The organism is Brevibacillus schisleri, from assembly GCF_055685845.1.
The window spans coordinates 6249731-6268607 of the sequence record NZ_JBVNDM010000001.1; the positions used below are offsets into that span (position 1 = coordinate 6249731).

Below are 18877 nucleotides of genomic sequence, written 5' to 3' on the forward strand. Positions count from 1 at the left end.
TATTTATTATTTATTTTATACAAGGAGTGAACTTGTTTATGTCTACCTTCCCGAACTGGGCGAGTTTATACCTTCAACGTCTACAGCTAGACCGCAAGCCGCCTAGCCTCTCTTATCTCAGTGAGCTCTGTCGCGCGCATCTGCAGACCTTCCCTTATGAAAATGTAAGCAAGCTGCTCTTCTTCCGTGACGGGAAACATGAGATACCGACCCCTGAGGAATATGTGCACAATGCGATCCACCATCATTTTGGCGGCACATGCTATACCAACAATCACAGCTTTCTCTCTCTGCTTCGAGCTCTCGGATTCTACGGTCAGCTCGTCTTGCCAGGCGGCGGGCATGCTGCCATCCTGATCGATGGTCCGAATACAGGAGAGACACCCGTCTATGTGGATGCGGGGGCTACCGCTCCTATCTTTGAGCCGATTCATTTTCTCGAAGAGGGGAACCATGTAAGGCCTTTTGGTACTGCCTCGATGGATTTGACCAAAAGTCCCGATCATCCTGAACACTATCGCTTTACGCGGTATGAAAACGGAAAAGTGGCAATTCCTCCGTGGGATTTTCATCCGAATGAACGAAAAGAACTGCCTGACTTGTCGGAAGCCATCCGCTCCTCTTTTTTACCGGACGCCTTCTTTTTGAATCGACTTCACATCCATCGTTTCCAGCTGGAGCAAGATCGCTTCGTACTCCTCAAAAACAACGCTCTCCACATCGGTTATTCAGATGGCACAAACCAGATAACACCTCTCCACACTATCGCTGATATAGAAGCTGCTGTCGCCGATGAAATGCAACTGCCACTTCTCCCTGTTCGCGAGGCGGTAGAAATCCTGCTCGAACGTGGTATTGATATTTTCACTGCTCCCAAAAAAGAAGAAGTCCCCCTTGAAAACGAAGCTCTCGTGTTCAAAGAAAATGAAGGTTTAGACTGACTAGTTTAAAATACAATCGGCAGCCTTGTTTTACTATTGCTATCGAATCAAATATCGTTGCCTTTGATATTATTGGTACTCAGTTATTAAATAGTAATACTAAATGAATAGCCGCAAGGATTCCCATTGGATAAATAATTGTTCTTGAAAATGTATTTTTAAATCCATTACGGGGGTGCTTTTCAAAAAATAGGTGCAGAATTGTATGTATGATAAAAAATACATCTAGGACCCAAAAAGTAACTGTCTGATATTTACTAAAAAGTAAATAGAGTATGATTGTGTAAAGAGGAAGGTGGATAAATGTGAATACTTTATAAGCCTTAGAATCTTCCATATCCTTAAGCACGATAAACAATCTCCACTCCGAACGTCTTATCGCATCCATTTCGTGCAAGAGAAATAAAGATAAGTTTATCAAGAATAACACAAGCAAGAGATCAGGCATTCAAAAACCCCCCTACGATTTTATTACTTTATGTTACTACACTCTAATAAATAAAGAGGTCAAAATACAAATCGAACACAATATTATCACAATTTGGAAAACCATTTCCTAATATCTGGTTGACATTGATAATATTTCTCACTAATATGGAAAAGTAGGGAAATGGTATATAAGGAGTGTCGCACTTCATGATGATGGAGATAAAAACATACGTCGTCCAGGAAGGTCATTCTGACAAAATCGTACAAGGCTTTAGCGAGCCTGGTGCTGTTGAGAAGGCTCCTGGCTTTGTAGATTTGAGCGTGCTGGTACAGAAGCCACACAAAGGTGAAGAAGAAGTGGTCGTCATGATCCGTTGGGAATCAAAAGAAGCGTGGAAGCAGTGGGAGCTGAGTGATGTTCATCTGGCAGGTCACCGCGAAGCGCGTGAAGAAGAAACTCCTGAGTGGTACATTAGCGGCAAAACTGGCCATTACGAGCTGAAAGCGAAAAAAGAACCGAACCCTTCGTAATTATAGAAAAAAGTGGCTCAAGCAGGCTATCTGCTCGGCCACTTTTTTATGACTTGCCAGTTGTTGTACACCGAGTAAGTTTTAGAAAGCGAGTGGTATTTATGGGTAATGTAGGTTATCCAGGTCTCATAGTTCTGATCGTTTTTGTGATTGTCGTTACAGCAATCGTATTTAGTATAAAAGATAAGAAAAAAAGAAAAAGAGACTGATATTTTAGAGATTTGGTAGCCTAAACAGCCTTTAGAAATAAGGGAGCTCTTCGCCGCTAGCTATGTGAAGTCGATCTTTCCCGCTAATACATACACCATAGCGATAGCGTTTTTGTCAGACGAAAACTCACCGTTTAAGCTTTGACTAGCTATCGGTATCATATTTATTTAACCAATCGGTACTTCTCCATCTTCCTGTACAAGGTCGACAAGCTGATCCGTAGCTCATTGGCAATCGCGGCTTTATCCTGTCCATACTTGCCTGCGTTCAAATAGCGCTGGAGAATGGAGCGTTCATATTCTGCCACCAGCTTTTCCAGCCCCAAATCACTGCCTACTGCCGTCGGCTCATCCTCAAACAGCAGATACTCAGGAAGCTCTTCGTTGCCGATGACATGCCCCTCCGCCATGTTGACCATATACTCGACGGCATTTTCCAGCTGACGAATATTCCCCGGCCATTCGTATGCTTGTAGTCGTTGGACGAGTTGGGCTTCGAGCTCCAGTCTGCCTTTTTGCAGCAACGTCCCGTACCGATACAGGAAGTGCTGCAAGTAAAGCGCGATATCCTCCGTACGTTCACGCAACGGCTTTAACCGCAGAGGGATGACGTTGAGTCGGTAATACAAATCCTCGCGAAACGTTCCTTCCCTGACCATGCTCTCCAAATCCCGGTGTGTAGCAGCAATAACACGCACATCGACACCCAACGTTTTTACGCCGCCCACCCGATCTACTGTTTTCTCCTGAAGGACGCGCAACAGCTTGGGCTGGAGGGACAACGGAATATCGCCTACTTCATCCAGAAAAATCGTGCCTTTGTGGGCCAATTCAAATTTCCCCGGCTTCCCTTCGCGTCTGGAGCCTGTGAATGCGCCGCCTTCGTACCCGAACAATTCGCTTTCCAGCAAGGTCTCGGGAATCGCCGCGCAGTTCACTGCTACAAATGGCTGTCTATTGCGCCCACTCTCGCAATGAATGGCTTTAGCCAACAGCTCCTTGCCCGTTCCGCTCTCGCCCCGGATCAGAACCGTGGAAATGCTGTTCGTCACTTTTTTCGCTTTGGCAATTACATCTCGCAAGCCTGTTTCTGCCCCAATCAGCTGGGCGAAATACACCGGATGAACCGTGGCCTGTTGCATTTCCTCTTGAATGTTGCAGCTCTTCTCCCGCTCCGCATCCAGCTCAAGCAGCTTGTGCGCTATCAAAGAACTCGTATGCTGCAAAAACGGCATCCATTTTTCCGAGTGGTGCAGCATTTTTTCCTTTTGTTCAGGGGAAAAGCCGATAATTCCGATGACTCCTACCGTCTTCTCCCGTTTGTGCACCGGAAATCCAATCGTCGCCAGCTCCCGGCATTGCTGCAAAAACTTGCAATTGCCACACTGCGACTCGTTCTTTTTCATGTCAAAAATCATTCCCGGCTGTCCGGTTTGCAGGATCATACGGAAAAACGATCCTTCCGGCGCAGGCAATCCAATCAGCTCCTGATAGTAGCCGGTTCCGCTTACACGTATCCCTTGTTCATCCAGGATGGTGACATCGAGTCCCAGTACCTTGGAAATATTGTCGGCGTACGATTGAATGAATCCCTCGATCCGGGAAAACTCTGTCATGCCCCATCCTCCAGTTTCACGTTCCTTTATCCCCTGGACGCTGCCGCTAATGGCAGACTAGCTAGCGCCTGCTTCAAATCTGCGATGATATCCTCCACGTCCTCCAAACCAGTCGATAAGCGAATCAAACCGTCCGTAATGTTGAACTTGATCCGCTCGGAAGCAGGGATCGAGGAATGCGTCATCGAGGCAGGATGCTGTACCAGTGTCTCGGGATCTCCTAAACTAAACGATATCATAGCCAAGTGCAGAGCGTTAATGAAAGATTTCGCTGCCTCGTAACCGCCCTTTACTTCAAAAGAAACGATCCCGCCCATTCCGGCCATTTGCCGTTTAGCCAGCTCATGCTGTGGATGCGAAGGTAGACCAGGGTAGTAAACGTGCGAGATTGCAGGGTGCTTCGCCAAAAACTCCGCGACTGCCTGAGCGTTTTGTCCATGCTGTCTGACGCGCAAACCGAGTGTCTTCAGCCCACGCAGGATTAAGAAAGCATCCCAGGCATTCAAATTTTGTCCCAAGTCACCCATGACGTTTTTGCGCATGAATTGGATATGCTCCTGCTTCCCAACGATGAAGCCCGCGATCACATCGCCATGTCCGTTCAAATATTTGGTGGCGCTATGCACGACGACATCCGCCCCTAGCTCAAGCGGTCGCTGCAAATACGGCGTTAAGAAGGTGTTGTCGACGATTACCACAATGCCATGAGCGTGCGCCAAGCGGGACAGCGCCGAGATATCTAAAACAGTCAGGCACGGGTTCGAGGGTGTTTCGATGTACAGGACTTTTGTGTTCGGCAAAAAAGCACTCTCGACTGCCTGCAAATCGGTGCAATCGACGAAGTCCGTCACAATGCCATAACGCGGGGCCATAGTCGTAAGAAACTTGTAGCTGCCTCCGTACACATCCCGCGTACACACGACATGATCACCCTGCTTCAAAAAGGCGAGCAAAGCCCCTGAAATGGCGGCCATCCCACTGCTTACACCCAAGGCAGCTTCGCCATTTTCCAATGCAGCGATTTTTTGCTCTAAAGTGGCGATGGTAGGGTTGCCATATCTTCCGTAGTACGTTCCTTCTCGCTCGCCAGCCACGCACGCCGCTGCGGAATCTGCATCTGGAAACGCATAGGCCACAGCAGGCACCACCGCGGATACCACTGCTCCTGTTTTTTGGCAAGGCGTTTGTGCGGTATGAATAATGGAGGTGTCCATCTTCCACTTATTTGTCGTCATTGATTGTCTCTCCCTTTGGTTTGTGCTGTTACCAAAGGGTATAGCAAGGAGCATGCCAAGGTGAGAAACCGCATCATTCCAGGGCTTTGCGCTTTTTTCTGCCATCGATATTCGCAAATATGCAAATCAATTTTCTCAGATGCACGCGAAAAAGCCGTTAGTTGGCCCAACGACTTTTCGCATAGTTGCAATTACGTTTTGCATGATTAAAAAACCAGCTTATACGAGCATGCCGCCCCCGCTTTTCCTGTACTTCAAAATGCCCTCTGCTGCTCGATAGGAGAGAGCACCCATCGTTCCTGTCGGGTTGTAGCCGCTATTATGCGCAAAGGAGGAAGCCCCGACGACAAATACGTTTTCCGCATCCCACATCTGCAAATAGTTATTGACTGCCGAATTGTCTGGTGAAGCACCCATGATGACGCCACCTGTATTATGCGTCGATTGGTATGGCGTGATATCGTAGGGTCCGAGCTTGCGGTTAATTTCGAGCTTCTCGTTCGCTCCCATTTCTTTGACAATTTCCGCGCATTTATCTGCACAAAATGCCGCTAGCTCCCTGTCCTGGTCGACGAAATCATACGTAATGCGGATTAACGGATCTCCAAAAGCGTCCTTGTACGTCGGGTCCAGATCAAGGAAATGCTGTTGAAATGGCATGGAAGCTCCTTGGGCACCTACGGATATGAATCGATTTGTGTATTTGATCGAGGCAGCCTTGAAATCCTTGCCCCAGCTAGGCGTTCCCGGCGGTACCTTGTTCGTGCCAATTGGTCGAAAGCCGGTTTGTGTGACAGAGATATTCGCGCCATGGATAAATTTCAAATTGGAGTGATCGAAGTTATCACCGTTGTAGTCATCCAAACACATTCCCAGCGATCCTGCGCCTGCATAATTGTTAAACTCCTTGTCGTCGAAGAAGCCCACCGCGCCTCCTCTTAAGACTTGATAGGCGTAGTTTTTACCGATCACGCCTTTTCCGGTTGTTGGATCATACGGTTTTCCCAGCTTGGACATGAGCAGGATGCGCGTGTTGTTGAATACATAGCTGGTCATCACCACAATATCAGCGGGCTGTTCGAATTCCTCCCCTGTCGTGACGTCCGTATACAAAACACCTGTCGCCTTGTTCCCTGTATGTAAAATTCTGCGGACATGGGAATGCGTGCGAATTTCAAACTTCCCTGTCTTCTTGGCTACCGGGATCACGGTCACCACTGGATCGGCTTTTGCTCCGTATTCACAGCCAAACCTTTCACAGAAGCCGCAGTACTGACACGCAGCCCGGGCCACCCCGTCTGGATTGGTATACGCTTGCGAGAGATTGGCTGATGGAAGGATGTATGGATGCAGGTTTTTCTTTTTCGCCGCATCCGCAAACATTTTCATACTCGGTGTAGTACGCATCGGAGGTGTCGGATAAGGACTCGAGCGTTTCCCCCCCAACGGATTCTCCTCGCCAGCGATTCCCGCCATCTTTTCAAACTTATCGAAGTATGGCTCCAGTTGATCGTAGGTAATGCCCCAATCCTGGATCGTCATTCCCTCTGGAATTTTCTTTGCGCCATACCGTTCAATCGTCTTGGAGCGGATTTGGAAATCATACGGTAGGAAGCGGAAGGTCTGTCCGTTCCAGTGGACACCAGATCCCCCTAGTCCTGTCCCGAGCAAAAAGGAACCGTATGACCGCATGGGAAGCGCACGAACGTTCATTTTACTGCGGAACGTGATCGTTTCTTTGGACAAATCTTGCATCAGCTCATAACGAAGGGCATAACGCAATTCATCGTGTACCATGAAGTAGTCCTCGGTTTTGCGCTCCTTGCCTCGCTCTAGCCCCACTACTGTCAGACCTTGCTTGGTTAGCTCAGAAGCAATAATGCCTCCACCCCAGCCCACCCCCACGATCACGACGTCAACCTTAGGTAACTTTTTGGCCATATGTACAGTCCTCCCTAATGTTGATGATCCCGCAAGCTTAAGGGAGCCATCTTCACAAACTCAGGCTTATCGATCAGCTGTGTATACGCCATCTGATTACCTGGGAAATTCTTCATTTTCCAGCCGTCCATATTTTTATTGCCTCCGTATAGAGGGTCTGCATAAACACCTTCGATCGTACTGGCCCGCAGCATATTGAAAAAAGTGCTCGCCGAAATGGTCGTCAATTTTACTTCATCGGATTCAAAAGCCTTTAAAACAGCGTCCTGCTGTTCTGGTGGGAGTTCGTAAAACCGCTTTCCGTGGGTACTGTTGCTATAGTTGTTCATCTCTTGAAGGCCGATATCGAATATTTCCCTGCGTTTTAACCTACCTTGATAGCCCTGTGTAATTTCACCCGGATAAAAGGGCGCTTGCATGTAATCCCGAGCATTAAAGCCCCAATCACCCGCTAGCTGGTGGTCAATGAAATAAGCTGCACCAAGTGCCTTCGCCCCCGGACCTAGCTCATCTTCAGGAAATATGCGCTCGCAAGCGGCATCCGCCACCTTGAATTGCTCAGGTGTAAAAAACATGAGCGCCTGATTGTAATCGGCCGCAGGGGGCGGTGCTGCTGGCTGTGCTTGAGGTTCCGGTTTGCGGAGCAAGCTCCCTGCCACGCCACCCACGACCAAGCTACCGAGCACCAAGCCAGAGTTTTTCAAGAAGTTCCTTCGGGATACTGGCTGCTCCTTCACGTTGTTTGAATCTGCCAAATCTACCACCTCCAGTGATTTCCTTCCTTTGGTTTGTGCATTTTTTCCCCAAGATAATCGTGACCACAGAAATTTTTCCAACAAGCTCCACTCATAACTTCATGCAGCGAACAAAAGATAGCTTTACATAGGTAGGATGACTTGGAGGGATCTTGATGAAGCACTTCCACAAATGGGTTGGTACCGCAGGTTTAGGGACTGTACTTTTACTGACAGCTTGTATGAATCAAGCCGCTCCACCTACGAAGCCACATACACCAGCACGCACACAGTCCACAACGCAAGCCCCAAAAGGCGCAACGGTTATTCCAAGCGTGGATCGCGATAAAAAATTCACGACAAACGCGCACGGCCATACGTATAGCGGAATGGGTAATGCTCTCTACAGCTCTATGGGCAGCTCACACCTTCACACAGGTGGTCCTTCCACAAAGCTGGAAGCCCAACTGAAGGCAGCAGGCGTACACGGTATCCAGGCGTTGATTGTGAACGATGCCGTCTACTTGGCTCCTTCTACTGCCAATACACAATCGATCAATCAAATGGATCCGATGCAGTCCCATCTCATCAGCAATTACTCCGGAAGCTCCAGTCGCGGGCATGATGCTACCCGTACAAAATCAGGGAGCGGAACCCCAGGGACATTGGGTACAAGCGATCATCAGAGCACTTTCGCACAAGCACGCTCCCAAATCGAACGTATCTATGGGACAGATACACCCGTGAAGGTCGTGAACTCAAAAAAAGGCATCAAAGCGCTAGAAACGGTAAAAAAACAAATGAAGGATCAGAAGAATCAGCAGGCCATGGCTGAACAGTTGAACGTGCTCATTCGTGAAGCGAAGCGGTAAACAAAGATAAAGGGACAAGCAATCGCTTGTCCCTTCCTTATTTCGATAAAAAATGATGGATTTCGTTCACGGTCTCTTGAGGATGCGTCACCATTAGCAAATGCTGTGCCTTCGGTATCATTTTCACCTTGGCCTGCTTCACCATTCCTTGATAGGTGGCAACTGCCTGTCGATGAAACTGCTGCTCTTCTTTTGAAAATAAGCTGTCGTCAGCCAGGAGTAATAGCACGGGGCATGTTAGCTGTTGGAACAATTCCGGTTGGCTATGAATGCTGTACTCTTGGAAGTAAGCGGAAAACGCCTCCCTCGGCAAACGGTATCCGTAGCTTCCGTCTTCCTTTTTCACAAGCTCCTCTCGCATCCACCCCTCTGGCATCACGCTCGAACCATACCGCTCAGAGAACTGCCTTTCTGCCTCCTCTACGGAAGAAAAACGCGTGGTAGCTAGCCGTTCGACAACCTTCTCCCGATCGAATCCAGGAACTTCTCCCAAGGAATAATAGCCTCCATCCAATAAAACGAGCGAAGCTACGCGCTTGGGCTCGCGAATCGCAAGCATCTGGGCAGGTACAGCTGAAAAGGACGCTGCGACAATCGTTACTTGTTCGAGCCGTTCTTTCTCCAAAAGTTGAATCAAATCCGTTACGATCCGCTCAAATGAAAAGGAGCCATGGCTCACGGAATTCCCGTGACCTCGGATATCTACCGCAATCACCCGATATCGCTCTGCCAATGCTGGCAAGATGGGCGCAAACAGTAGCTTGGTGTTGCGAATGCCATGCAAAAGCAGCAGGGCAGGTGCTTGTGGTTTTCCTGTTACGCCGTACTCTAGCGTGCCTCCTTCTACCTCCAAACGATTGACTTGCGCGAACAATGCTACGTTCATTTTGCTTGCCTCCTTACTGCTCTTTGTTCTGGCTGTAGTGGTGGGGAGGAAACAGGAGAAAACGCTCAGCTTCTAGGGCCACCCCCTGGGGGATTGACTGCCCGACTCCATGCAAAAAGCGAAACCGCGTCCAAAGTGGTCGGTTCAGGATGTGTTTCAGAGGTGGACGCTTAAGGGCGTGTTTCGCTTTTTGCATTGCGTCTCGGTCGGTGTCCCTAAGATCTTCGCTGTTTTCTCCTGTTTCCTCTGCGAGCTGCTTGTTGTCCTCATACTTTAATTGGGGTGAATCTGGATGAATAAAAAAGAGAGAGGATCGTTGTTCTCCCTCCTGAATTCACTTTCAAAAATGATAACCAAAGCCACGTGAGAAGAAGTGGATTTCCAGTCTTAGCGCCTCTGGAGCCCGGCCTAGTGTAGGAATAAATGGCGGGGGTTTTCAGCTTCAACCTCTGCGAATACATCCTCGGAACTCTACTTTTGAAGCGCTCCCGCCATTTATTTCGGAGCGGACAGTCAATCCCCTCGCGGGGCGGAGGCCGAAGCGTAGACTGGAAATCCACTTCTTCCCCACTACAGCCCCTCTACTCCTCAAACTTCATCATTTCCAAATTGGTTTTCTTGACCTTCACCAAATATAACAAATAGATCAGGCCGACAGAGCTCCATAGCAAGCCCAGCATCATGGACGTTGCTTCCAGGTTGACCCACAAAAAGGCGATGAACGTTGTCCCGATGAGCGGTGACAACACGAAGCCCCACCAATCCTTGATATGTTTGTTCTTTTGTTTGCGGAAATAGTACGCCATTACGCTGATGTTTACAAAGCTAAAGGCGATCAGTGCGCCAAAGTTAATGAAGGACGTGGCGGTTAGCAAATCCATGTACAAAGCAAACAGCATCAACGCTCCTACCAACAAAACGTTAAGCACGGGCGTTCTCAGCTTCGGATGTACATAACCGAACCAGCGCTTCGGCAAAAATCCGTCCCTGCCCATTGCGTACAGCAAACGAGTGACACTCGTGACGGATACAAGCCCGGAAGCGAGCGTTGAGGACAAGGCGGCGGCCAAAAACACCAATTGAAAAATGGTTCCGCCGATGAACAACGCAATCTCCGCTGAAGCAGCTTCTGGATCAGATAATACCGAAACATCAGGAAATAATGATTGCATGAAATAAGAGGCCGTAATAAATAGTGCTCCTCCCGCGAGTGCTACGAGCATAATCCCGCGTGGAATCGTCTTTTTCGCATCGACGGTTTCCTCCGTGAGTGTTGTCACTGCATCAAAGCCAAGGAAGGAAAAACAAAGAATCGATGCACCGGAAAGCAGTGCAATGACAGACATATCCGGTGACAAAAATGGTCGCAGGTTGAATACTTGCCCAAGCCCGTCACCTTGCATAAGACCACGGATTGCCAATCCCGCAAACAGCACGACGACCACGACTTGAAACAGCACCAAAATCGAGTTGACGGATGCGGTTACTGTTACGCGAAATACGTTTAACCCCGTCACCAGTACAATGAATCCTATAATCCACCATACAGTCGATACATCAGGAAACACGGATGACAGGTAAACCCCTGTCAACAAAGCGTTAATCATCGGTAAAAACAAATAATCCAGCAAGGACGCCCAACCTACTAGAAATCCGGCATACGGATGGATCGTTTGCTGCGTATACGTATACGCGGTCCCTGCTGATGGGAATAGCCGTACCATCTTTCCGTAGCTTGCCGCCGTAAACAGGATTGCAAGAAGTGTGACTGCATAAGCAGCAGGAACGTGCCCCCCCGTTTCTCCAGAAACAATGCCAAAGGTGTCAAAAACGGCCATCGGGGCCATGTAGCCCAGTCCAATTACGACAATATGCCGCAACTTCAAACTACGTGTTAGTTCTGCTCTCCCGTTCACTGCCTGTCCCCCTTTTTGTAACAGAATAATTATACACGCCAATTTATAATCACGAAAGAAAAAAGCGCCGCTGCACACGGGTTCTCCATGCACAGCAGCGCTTGATTTACATGAGTATTTCCTATGCTTTTGGCAGTTCAAAGGAACTCTTCAACGATACAATCCGGTTGAATACGAGCTTATCATCTGTCGTATGCTTTGGATCGACATTGAAATAGCCATGGCGGAAAAATTGATACTTGTCTTGAGGCTTGGTTTCTTTCATATTTGGCTCCACATAGCCTTGCAGCACTTCCAACGAATTCGGGTTAACGTTGTCGAGGAAAGTACCCTCTGCGTCTTCATCATCCATAATCAATGGTTCGTACAAACGGAATTCAGCAGGAACCGCATTGGTCGCATCCACCCAGTGAATCGTACCTTTTACCTTGCGACCTGTAAAACCGCTGCCGCTCTTCGTCTCAGCGTCATACGTGCAATGGATCTCGATCACGTTGCCATCTGCATCCTTCACGAAGTCATTGCATTTAATGAAGTACGCGTGCTTGAGACGTACTTCATTTCCCGGGAACAGGCGGAAATACTTGCTCGGCGGGTTTTCCATGAAGTCGTCCTGCTCAATGTAGATTTCGCGGGAGAACGGAATTTGACGATTGCCCATCTCTGGGTTCTCTGGATTGATCTCCGCTTCAAGCATCTCGACTTGTCCTTCCGGATAGTTCGTGATGACGACCTTCAACGGATTCAATACAGCCATCGTACGTGGTGCCTTCAGCTTCAGGTCCTCACGGATGAAATACTCCAGCATTTTCTCGTCAACGGTGCTGTTCGCGCGCGCTACCCCTACTTCACGAGCGAATGTACGAATCGCTTCCGGTGTATAGCCGCGACGACGGAAACCTGCGATGGTTGGCATGCGCGGGTCATCCCAGCCGTCTACCACATTCTCATCGACTAGCTGTTTCAGCTTGCGTTTACTCATCACAGTGTTCGTCAGGTTCAAGCGAGCAAATTCGTACTGGTGTGGTACCTTCTCCATTTCGCACTCGCGGACTACCCAGTCGTACAACGGGCGATGATCTTCGAATTCCAGCGAGCACAAGGAGTGTGTCACGCCCTCAATGGCATCCTCCAACGGATGAGCGAAGTCGTACATCGGATAAATACACCATTTGTCGCCCGTGTTGTGATGCGTTGCATGGGAGATTCGATACAGAACCGGATCACGCATGTTGAAGTTCTGCGAAGCCATATCGATTTTCGCACGCAGCACCTTTTCCCCGTCCTTGAATTCCCCTTGGCGCATACGTGCAAACAGGTCCAGGTTTTCCTCCACAGACCGGCTGCGGAACGGACTATCTGTGCCTGGCTCTGTCCATGTTCCACGCATTTTACGCATGTCTTCTGGAGACAGATCGTCTACGTAAGCCAGACCTTTTTTAATCAACAGCACCGCACGGTTATACATCTCTTCAAAGTAATCAGATGCAAAAAACAGCCCGTCCCACTCGAAGCCAAGCCATTGAACGTCCCTTTTGATAGCCTCTACGTATTCGATGTCTTCCTTCACCGGGTTGGTATCGTCAAAACGAAGGTTGGCCTTGCCGGAGAATTCTCGTGCCAACTCAAAGTTGAGGCAGATCGCTTTTGCATGTCCAATATGGAGATACCCGTTCGGTTCTGGGGGAAAGCGGGTAATGATTTCCTTTACTTTGCCCTCTTGCAAGTCATCAATCATGATATTGCGGATAAAATTGGATGCCGCTACCTTGTTTTCCAATGAAATCAACCTTTCACTTCACCTTTACATTCCATAATACTGATTCTCTACCCAGAGTTCAACAAAATCGGGTCGTTGACCGACCCGCTCACGTCTCCCATTGCTGCCCCGTTTGCCATTGTGACCTGCAATACAGGTGAATGACAGAATCAATGGCTAAGCGCTGCTCCGTGATCCCACGAATCGTTTCGAGATGCTTCGGGGGAATCAGATGCAGCAAAGGCTGTTCAACATGATTGAACCGTTGGAATGCTTCCGCTGCAATCCGATCCCACTGCGGGTAATACCGAAGCAAATCATCGGGCATTACACGGGAGCGGTCCGTGTCGGACTCGGGCAAACACTCAAAAGGTTCATCCAAATTTAACGTTCCATAATCATCAGTCAGCTCTTCGCCCGGAAAAACATCCCGTGCAGCCAATTCCATATCATACATGGTCGGCACACAATTCGCATGAAAGCTGTGGTTTACGTACCTTGCCTTATCCCAACAAAGAATGTACTTTCCGAACTGGTTCTTAAACGAATATTTTTGTACGTCCTGTTTTCGTAATGAGTCAAGTCTTTCCACAAATGCAGGGTCCAATACTTGGTCCAAATCATCCTGTGCCCATACAATCGTTCCTTTTGGGATAAACCTTGTCGCAAACACACCGTACCCGATCTCATCGTTGATATAGCGCAATTCCGTATCGGGATGCATCATGGTCTTTGTTTCACTCCTTGGCAAATGTGCCTTTTTATCATCATAAGCAGCTTTGCCCCAGGAGGTGTGTGAATATCTTTCGAAAAATACATAGCATTCCTAACTATTTTTCCGGATTAAAATATTTTTCTTATTTACCACAAATGGTAAATAGTCTATATTATTGGCAAACGGAGTTTTAGGAACATTTTCCCACAACGATCGAATCAGTATATGTGTCAATTTATGCTTCACCCATTGATATCGAAACGGCATACCCGGGGAAATCCGGCGACGCAAAGCTACAGGGGCTACCTCCGCAACAGCGGACACGCTTGCCAGCTACCGAAGTATTGATGTAGGACGCGACCAATGATCCTATATCATTGGTCTTTTTTTTGCGCTCATAATGTCTATTTTTGTCTACTTTTGTATGTTTGTGTATTTTTAACTTTTAAAGGAGGTGAGGCAACAGCGGATAGCCGGTTTAATGAATCATTATTCTTTTCATCATGAAGGAGGTTTCATAGGAATGTCATTCTGGAAGAAACTCTCGACCGTCGCGCTGACTGCTGTCATCGGGGTAACAACATTCTCTGGAGCACAAGCTGCTAACCGTCCAACATCGATGTCACCGAACGCAATGGTGACGACTCCTCACTATCTGGCTACGGCTGCGGCCCTGAAAACATTGGAAGACGGTGGAAATGCAGTAGATGCTGCTATTACAGCCGCTTCCACCTTAGCTGTTGTCTATCCTCATTACACAACCATTGGCGGAGATAACTTCTGGCTTATCTACAATGCCAAAACAAAAGAGCTGAAGGCGCTGAACGGCAGTGGTCGCGCAGGCGAAAAGGCAACCATCGACTATTACAAAGGTAAAGGCTACGAAAAAATCCCGTCCCGCGGTTATGAATCAGCAAACACTGTCCCTGGTGTCGTCTCCGGCTGGTGGGAAGCGTACAACTACGCCCATAAAAGCATGGGCAATAATAAGCTTCAATGGAACAGACTGCTGGAGCCTGCCATTGGCTACGCCGAGAACGGATATCCCGTCTCCCCCAATCAAGTATATTGGACAAAATATGCGACAGATCCAACTGACAATGACTTGAAGAATCTTCAACGTTTTGATGGCTTCCGCAAAACATTCCTGAAGCCCAACGGCGATCCTTATGCAGCAGGCGAAATTCTCAAACAAAAGGATCTTGCCAATACTTTGCGAATCATTGCGAAAAAAGGCGCTGACGGTTTTTATAAAGGAGAAGTTGCTAAAAAAATCGTAGCAGACATGAAAGCCAACGGCGGATTGCTCACGTTGAAAGATTTTGAGAAGCATACCTCCACTTGGGCAGATCCCATTACGGTAGACTACCGCGGTTACAAAGCGTATAACGTTCCGCCTAACTCCCAAGGCATGGCATCACTCTCTATTCTTAATGTTTTGAACAACTTTGACCTCAAAAGCATGGGTGAAGGAACACCCGATTACTACCACACGATTGTGGAAGCTACCAAACAGGCTTTTGCTGACCGCGACAAATGGCTGACTGACCCTGCCTTTGCGGATATCCCTGTGGATGAGCTGTTGTCCAAGCAGCACGGGAAAGATTTAGCAGCGCGCATTGATATGAAGCAAGCAGCCAAATCTGTAGAACCGCTTGATCCAAAAGGCGATACAACCTGGTTCGGGATCGTCGACAAAGATGGAAATGCCGTGTCCATCATTCAGAGTCACTACTTTGACTGGGGTTCCGGCATCGTAGCGAAAGATACGGGTGTCCTTTTGCAAAACCGCGGAAGCTATTTCTCTCTGGATTCCAAACACATCAATCACTTGGAACCAGGAAAACGCACCTTCCACACCATTAACCCAGCTATGCTCTTTAAAGGGGACAAGCCTTATCTTCTTTACGGAACACAAGGGGGAGAAGGACAGCCACAAACGCAAGCCGCTCTCGTCACACGCATCGTCGACTTTGGCTTCAGCGTGCAAGACGCAATCGAAGCGCCAAGATGGCTGCATGGACGCAACTGGGGATCTGCTTCCAACAATCTCAAGGTGGAAAGCCGCATCCCTCAAGAAGTCCTGGACGAGCTCATTAAACGTGGGCATCCAGTCGAAAAGCTGGAAGCAGCCTATACCGATGCGATGGGACAGTCTGGCGCAATCCTGATTGATCCGCAAACCAATGTAAAATTTGGCGGTGCTGACCCTCGCGGTGAAGGCGCAGCAATGGGCTATTAATATTTTGTCAGACTGCTGAGATGACTCAGCAGTCTGACTGTTTCTATTTCGCATTCACGGATTAGGAGTGGACAAACCTATGTTTTTGTTCAACAAACTCAGGAACAAAATGATTTTTTGGTTTCTCATCGTGGCTGTCATTCCACTTACTGCCGTTTCTTTGTTTATCACGAACAGCTTTTCATCCATTCTGATTGATAAACAAAAATCATCCTATGTTGACCTTACTTCCAGTACAGCCATAGCGATGGATCAATATCTGGACCGGCGTATGACAGAAATTCAAATTTTAGCCCGCACCTCGGATATTCAATCCGATGATGCAGCAGCAAAAAATGAATTTATTCGCAAGTTTACCGAGGAAATGAAGCTGTATGACGGAAATACGTTTATCGCAAGCGATGGAAAAGTAACGGCTGATACGTTCCCCAAAAGCGTTGGAATCAATCTTGGCGAGCGCCAATTCTTCAAAGACGGTATGCAGGACAAGCCCAGCTTCTCCGATGTTCTTATTGCGAAGACAACCGGCAATCGCTCTATCATCGTCGCTTCCCCTGTAAAAGGGAAAAACAACGAGAAGCTTGGTGTCTTGACCGGGCTCGTCAATGTAGATGACTTCACAGCTACCTTTCTCAAAGATTTGAAAGTAGGCAACGATGGTTATCCAATTCTCGTTGATAACAAGAACCAAATTCAGTACCACCCTACCCAGGATCTGATCGGAAAACCGCTTGCGGAATCCGCTCTGCCGCAGCCATTAATGGAAATCCTTCAATCAGGAAAAACAGAAAAGGGCTCATACAGCTACTCGGACAATGGCAAGGAATACGTTGTCACCTACTCCCCCATTCCCAAGACCAACTTTGGTTTATATCTGCATATCCCTGTTGAATCTATAACGTCTGCGGTTTCATCCGTTACCACCATGGTCAGGATCATTGTCATCGTTGTAGTTGCTGTCGTGACCGCAATCGCCTACGCTGTTTCCCGGCAAATCTCACGCCCTATTGCGGCAGTTGCCTCCGTGGCTAACCGCATTTCCGAGGGTGAACTGACTGTACAACCCTTGCAAATTCGAACCAAGGATGAGGTTGGACAGTTATCCCAATCAGTAAACACAATGGTGCTCAACCTGCGAACGATTATTCAACAAGTGAATGATACAGCTTCAGATCTTGCTTCTTCCGCAGAGGAATTGTCGGTCAACGCTGACCATACGAGCAAGGCTACCGAGCAAATCGCCATAACGATTCAGGAAGTAGCTTACGGTGCGGAAAAACAAGTGAAGAGTGTAGAGGAAAGTGTCACCGCAATTCAAGGCGTATCGACAGGAGCTCAGCAGGTTGCCACGAATGCACAGCAAGCTGCCGAATCAGCTTTGGGCGCTTCCCAAATTGCAGTGGAAGGCAATCAGGCCCTTCAAGTCGTTATCAGCCAGATGCAATCGATCGAGAACACTGTTGGCAACATTGCCGATATCGTCAAACGATTAGGAAACAGCTCGCAGGAAATCGGACAAATCGTTCAAGTCATCACCGCCATAGCTGAACAAACAAATCTGTTAGCGCTAAACGCAGCGATTGAAGCGGCGAGAGCTGGTGAACAGGGGCGCGGTTTCGCCGTTGTAGCAGACGAAGTGCGTAAATTGGCTGAGCAGTCCGCGGAATCCGCTCAACAGATTAAACTGTTGATTACGACGATTCAGCTCGAATCAAACCAGGCTGTCCTTTCGATGGAACAAGGCACCAAAGAGGTCGCCACTGGACTTACGGTCGTTAACAATGCAGGCAAGTCCTTCGAACAGATCCAAGATGCTGTCACGCAGGTGGCAAGCCAAATTCAAGAAGTAAAGGCTTATTCTGAGCAAATGTCTTTTGGCACCAAACAGGTGGTAGAGTTGGTTAGTGTCATTGAAGAAGTAGCGGAGAATTCTGCTGACGGAACACAAAGCGTATCGGCCGCCACAGAAGAACAGCTGGCAGCTATGGAAGAAGTCAGTTCATCATCTACTTCTTTGGCAAGAATAGCCGAAGAACTGCAATCTCATGTAAGCAAATTCAAAATTTAGTCCAACAACAAAAAAGAATGCCGCCTTGCAAATTGCTCGGCGGCTCTTTCCTGCTTGTGCTTACACAAACTCCCACATCCGGTCAGGATGGTTCGTGCAAATTTGAACCTGAGGATGCCACGAAATAACTTCGCGGATATGCTTCGGATCATCCAGCGTCCACGCGATGACTTTGAAACCTTTTTCAATAGCAGCTACTGCTAGCTCTCTATTCAGGAACGGATAACCCATGGAGAGGATCGTAGCACCTGCTGCCTCCATCTGTTCCAGCATGAGTACAGGGCGACCATATACAATCAGGCCTGTCTGCACTTCTTGATCGAGCGTGCGAACGTGACGAATCAAATCGTGGTCAAATGAAGTCAGGCACACCTCTTGCTTCATTCCATGCTTTTCTACAAGCGCGAGCACCTTTTCCGCGATACCCGGGTACATGTCACTTGTTGCTTTCAACTCGATATTTAACATGCAGCGACCTTTTACTGCAATCAGCACTTCCTCTAGTGTAGGGATTCGCTCGCCCGCAAACTTGTCGCCAAACCAGCTCCCTGCATCCAGCTCACGCAGCTCTGCCAAGGTATGATCCATGACCAGACCGCGGCCATTGGTCGTGCGCTCCAGCGTAAAGTCATGAATCAGCACCGGAACACCGTCACGCGTCAATTGAACATCAATTTCCATTGCTTTGATAGCTGGCTCTGCCAAAGCCAGTCGAATCGCTGTCATTGTATTCTCCGGGGCTTTGCCTGACCACCCGCGATGTGCCATACAAATGTTCATTTC

The 18877-nt window shown here is 48.2% G+C and carries 15 protein-coding genes and 1 riboswitch; of the genes, 5 read left to right on the top strand and 10 right to left on the bottom strand.

The genetic code is table 11. The features are described 5' to 3' along the window. Positions 1–38: 38 nt before the first annotated feature. Positions 39–941, top strand: coding sequence for an arylamine N-acetyltransferase (locus tag ACUUHJ_RS29620; protein ID WP_289674995.1), 903 nt, complete (start codon positions 39–41; stop codon positions 939–941). A gap of 79 nt (positions 942–1020) precedes the next feature. On the opposite strand, the gene ACUUHJ_RS29625 is transcribed toward ACUUHJ_RS29620, so the two are convergent. After that, positions 1021–1389 carry a DUF6713 family protein gene (locus ACUUHJ_RS29625; protein ID WP_354142410.1) on the bottom strand — a complete coding sequence of 123 codons (369 nt, stop codon included), beginning with the start codon at positions 1387–1389 and terminating at the stop codon, positions 1021–1023. 188 nt (positions 1390–1577) lie between these two features. On the opposite strand from ACUUHJ_RS29625, the gene ACUUHJ_RS29630 reads away from it, so the two are divergent. Next, positions 1578–1901 (top strand): antibiotic biosynthesis monooxygenase family protein, encoded by a 324-nt coding sequence (locus ACUUHJ_RS29630; protein WP_289674997.1) that lies wholly within the window; start codon positions 1578–1580, stop codon positions 1899–1901. A gap of 373 nt (positions 1902–2274) precedes the next feature. Here ACUUHJ_RS29630 and ACUUHJ_RS29635 read toward each other — a convergent pair whose 3' ends face one another. The 4 genes from ACUUHJ_RS29635 to ACUUHJ_RS29650 form a co-directional block, all read right to left on the bottom strand. Further along, positions 2275–3726, bottom strand: a complete 1452-nt coding sequence (locus ACUUHJ_RS29635; RefSeq protein WP_472300791.1) for a sigma-54 interaction domain-containing protein — start codon at positions 3724–3726, stop codon at positions 2275–2277. A 26-nt stretch (positions 3727–3752) separates the two neighbouring features. Then, positions 3753–4961 (bottom strand): trans-sulfuration enzyme family protein, encoded by a 1209-nt coding sequence (locus tag ACUUHJ_RS29640; protein ID WP_289675000.1) that lies wholly within the window; start codon positions 4959–4961, stop codon positions 3753–3755. A 219-nt stretch (positions 4962–5180) separates the two neighbouring features. Continuing rightward, the gene (locus ACUUHJ_RS29645) at positions 5181–6902 is read right to left on the bottom strand and encodes a GMC family oxidoreductase (RefSeq protein ID WP_472300793.1); all 1722 of its coding nucleotides are present in this window, start codon (positions 6900–6902) and stop codon (positions 5181–5183) included. 14 nt (positions 6903–6916) lie between these two features. Beyond that, positions 6917–7657: a gluconate 2-dehydrogenase subunit 3 family protein gene (locus tag ACUUHJ_RS29650; RefSeq protein WP_436406341.1), complete on the bottom strand. Its 741-nt coding sequence runs from the start codon at positions 7655–7657 to the stop codon at positions 6917–6919. A 155-nt stretch (positions 7658–7812) separates the two neighbouring features. On the opposite strand from ACUUHJ_RS29650, the gene ACUUHJ_RS29655 reads away from it, so the two are divergent. Then, entirely contained in the window at positions 7813–8508 is a 696-nt protein-coding gene (locus ACUUHJ_RS29655) for a hypothetical protein (RefSeq protein ID WP_472300795.1), read from the top strand. Positions 8509–8545: 37 nt separating this feature from the next. Here ACUUHJ_RS29655 and ACUUHJ_RS29660 read toward each other — a convergent pair whose 3' ends face one another. The 4 genes from ACUUHJ_RS29660 to ACUUHJ_RS29675 form a co-directional block, all read right to left on the bottom strand. Continuing rightward, the gene (locus ACUUHJ_RS29660; RefSeq protein WP_472300796.1) at positions 8546–9394 is read right to left on the bottom strand and encodes an alpha/beta fold hydrolase; all 849 of its coding nucleotides are present in this window, start codon (positions 9392–9394) and stop codon (positions 8546–8548) included. Between the two features lie 581 nt (positions 9395–9975). After that, positions 9976–11310 carry an APC family permease gene (locus ACUUHJ_RS29665; RefSeq protein WP_016740112.1) on the bottom strand — a complete coding sequence of 445 codons (1335 nt, stop codon included), beginning with the start codon at positions 11308–11310 and terminating at the stop codon, positions 9976–9978. A 121-nt stretch (positions 11311–11431) separates the two neighbouring features. Further along, positions 11432–13099, bottom strand: a complete 1668-nt coding sequence (locus tag ACUUHJ_RS29670; protein WP_289675007.1) for a glutamine--tRNA ligase/YqeY domain fusion protein — start codon at positions 13097–13099, stop codon at positions 11432–11434. 79 nt (positions 13100–13178) lie between these two features. Next, positions 13179–13796, bottom strand: coding sequence for an SET domain-containing protein (locus ACUUHJ_RS29675; protein ID WP_172139289.1), 618 nt, complete (start codon positions 13794–13796; stop codon positions 13179–13181). A gap of 240 nt (positions 13797–14036) precedes the next feature. Further along, a riboswitch (cyclic di-GMP riboswitch) is annotated at positions 14037–14125 on the top strand. Positions 14126–14307: 182 nt separating this feature from the next. Here ACUUHJ_RS29675 and ggt point away from each other — a divergent pair. Beyond that, complete coding sequence (gene ggt / locus ACUUHJ_RS29680; RefSeq protein WP_472300797.1) at positions 14308–16026, top strand: gamma-glutamyltransferase; 1719 nt, start codon at positions 14308–14310, stop codon at positions 16024–16026. 79 nt (positions 16027–16105) lie between these two features. Beyond that, entirely contained in the window at positions 16106–18094 is a 1989-nt protein-coding gene (locus tag ACUUHJ_RS29685) for a methyl-accepting chemotaxis protein (RefSeq protein WP_472300798.1), read from the top strand. Positions 18095–18154: 60 nt separating this feature from the next. Here the strand turns inward: ACUUHJ_RS29685 and ACUUHJ_RS29690 are convergent, their stop codons facing one another. Beyond that, a complete protein-coding gene (locus ACUUHJ_RS29690; protein WP_173610385.1) occupies positions 18155–18874 on the bottom strand; it encodes a glycerophosphodiester phosphodiesterase in 720 nt (239 codons plus the stop codon). Between the last annotated feature and the right edge of the window lie 3 nt (positions 18875–18877).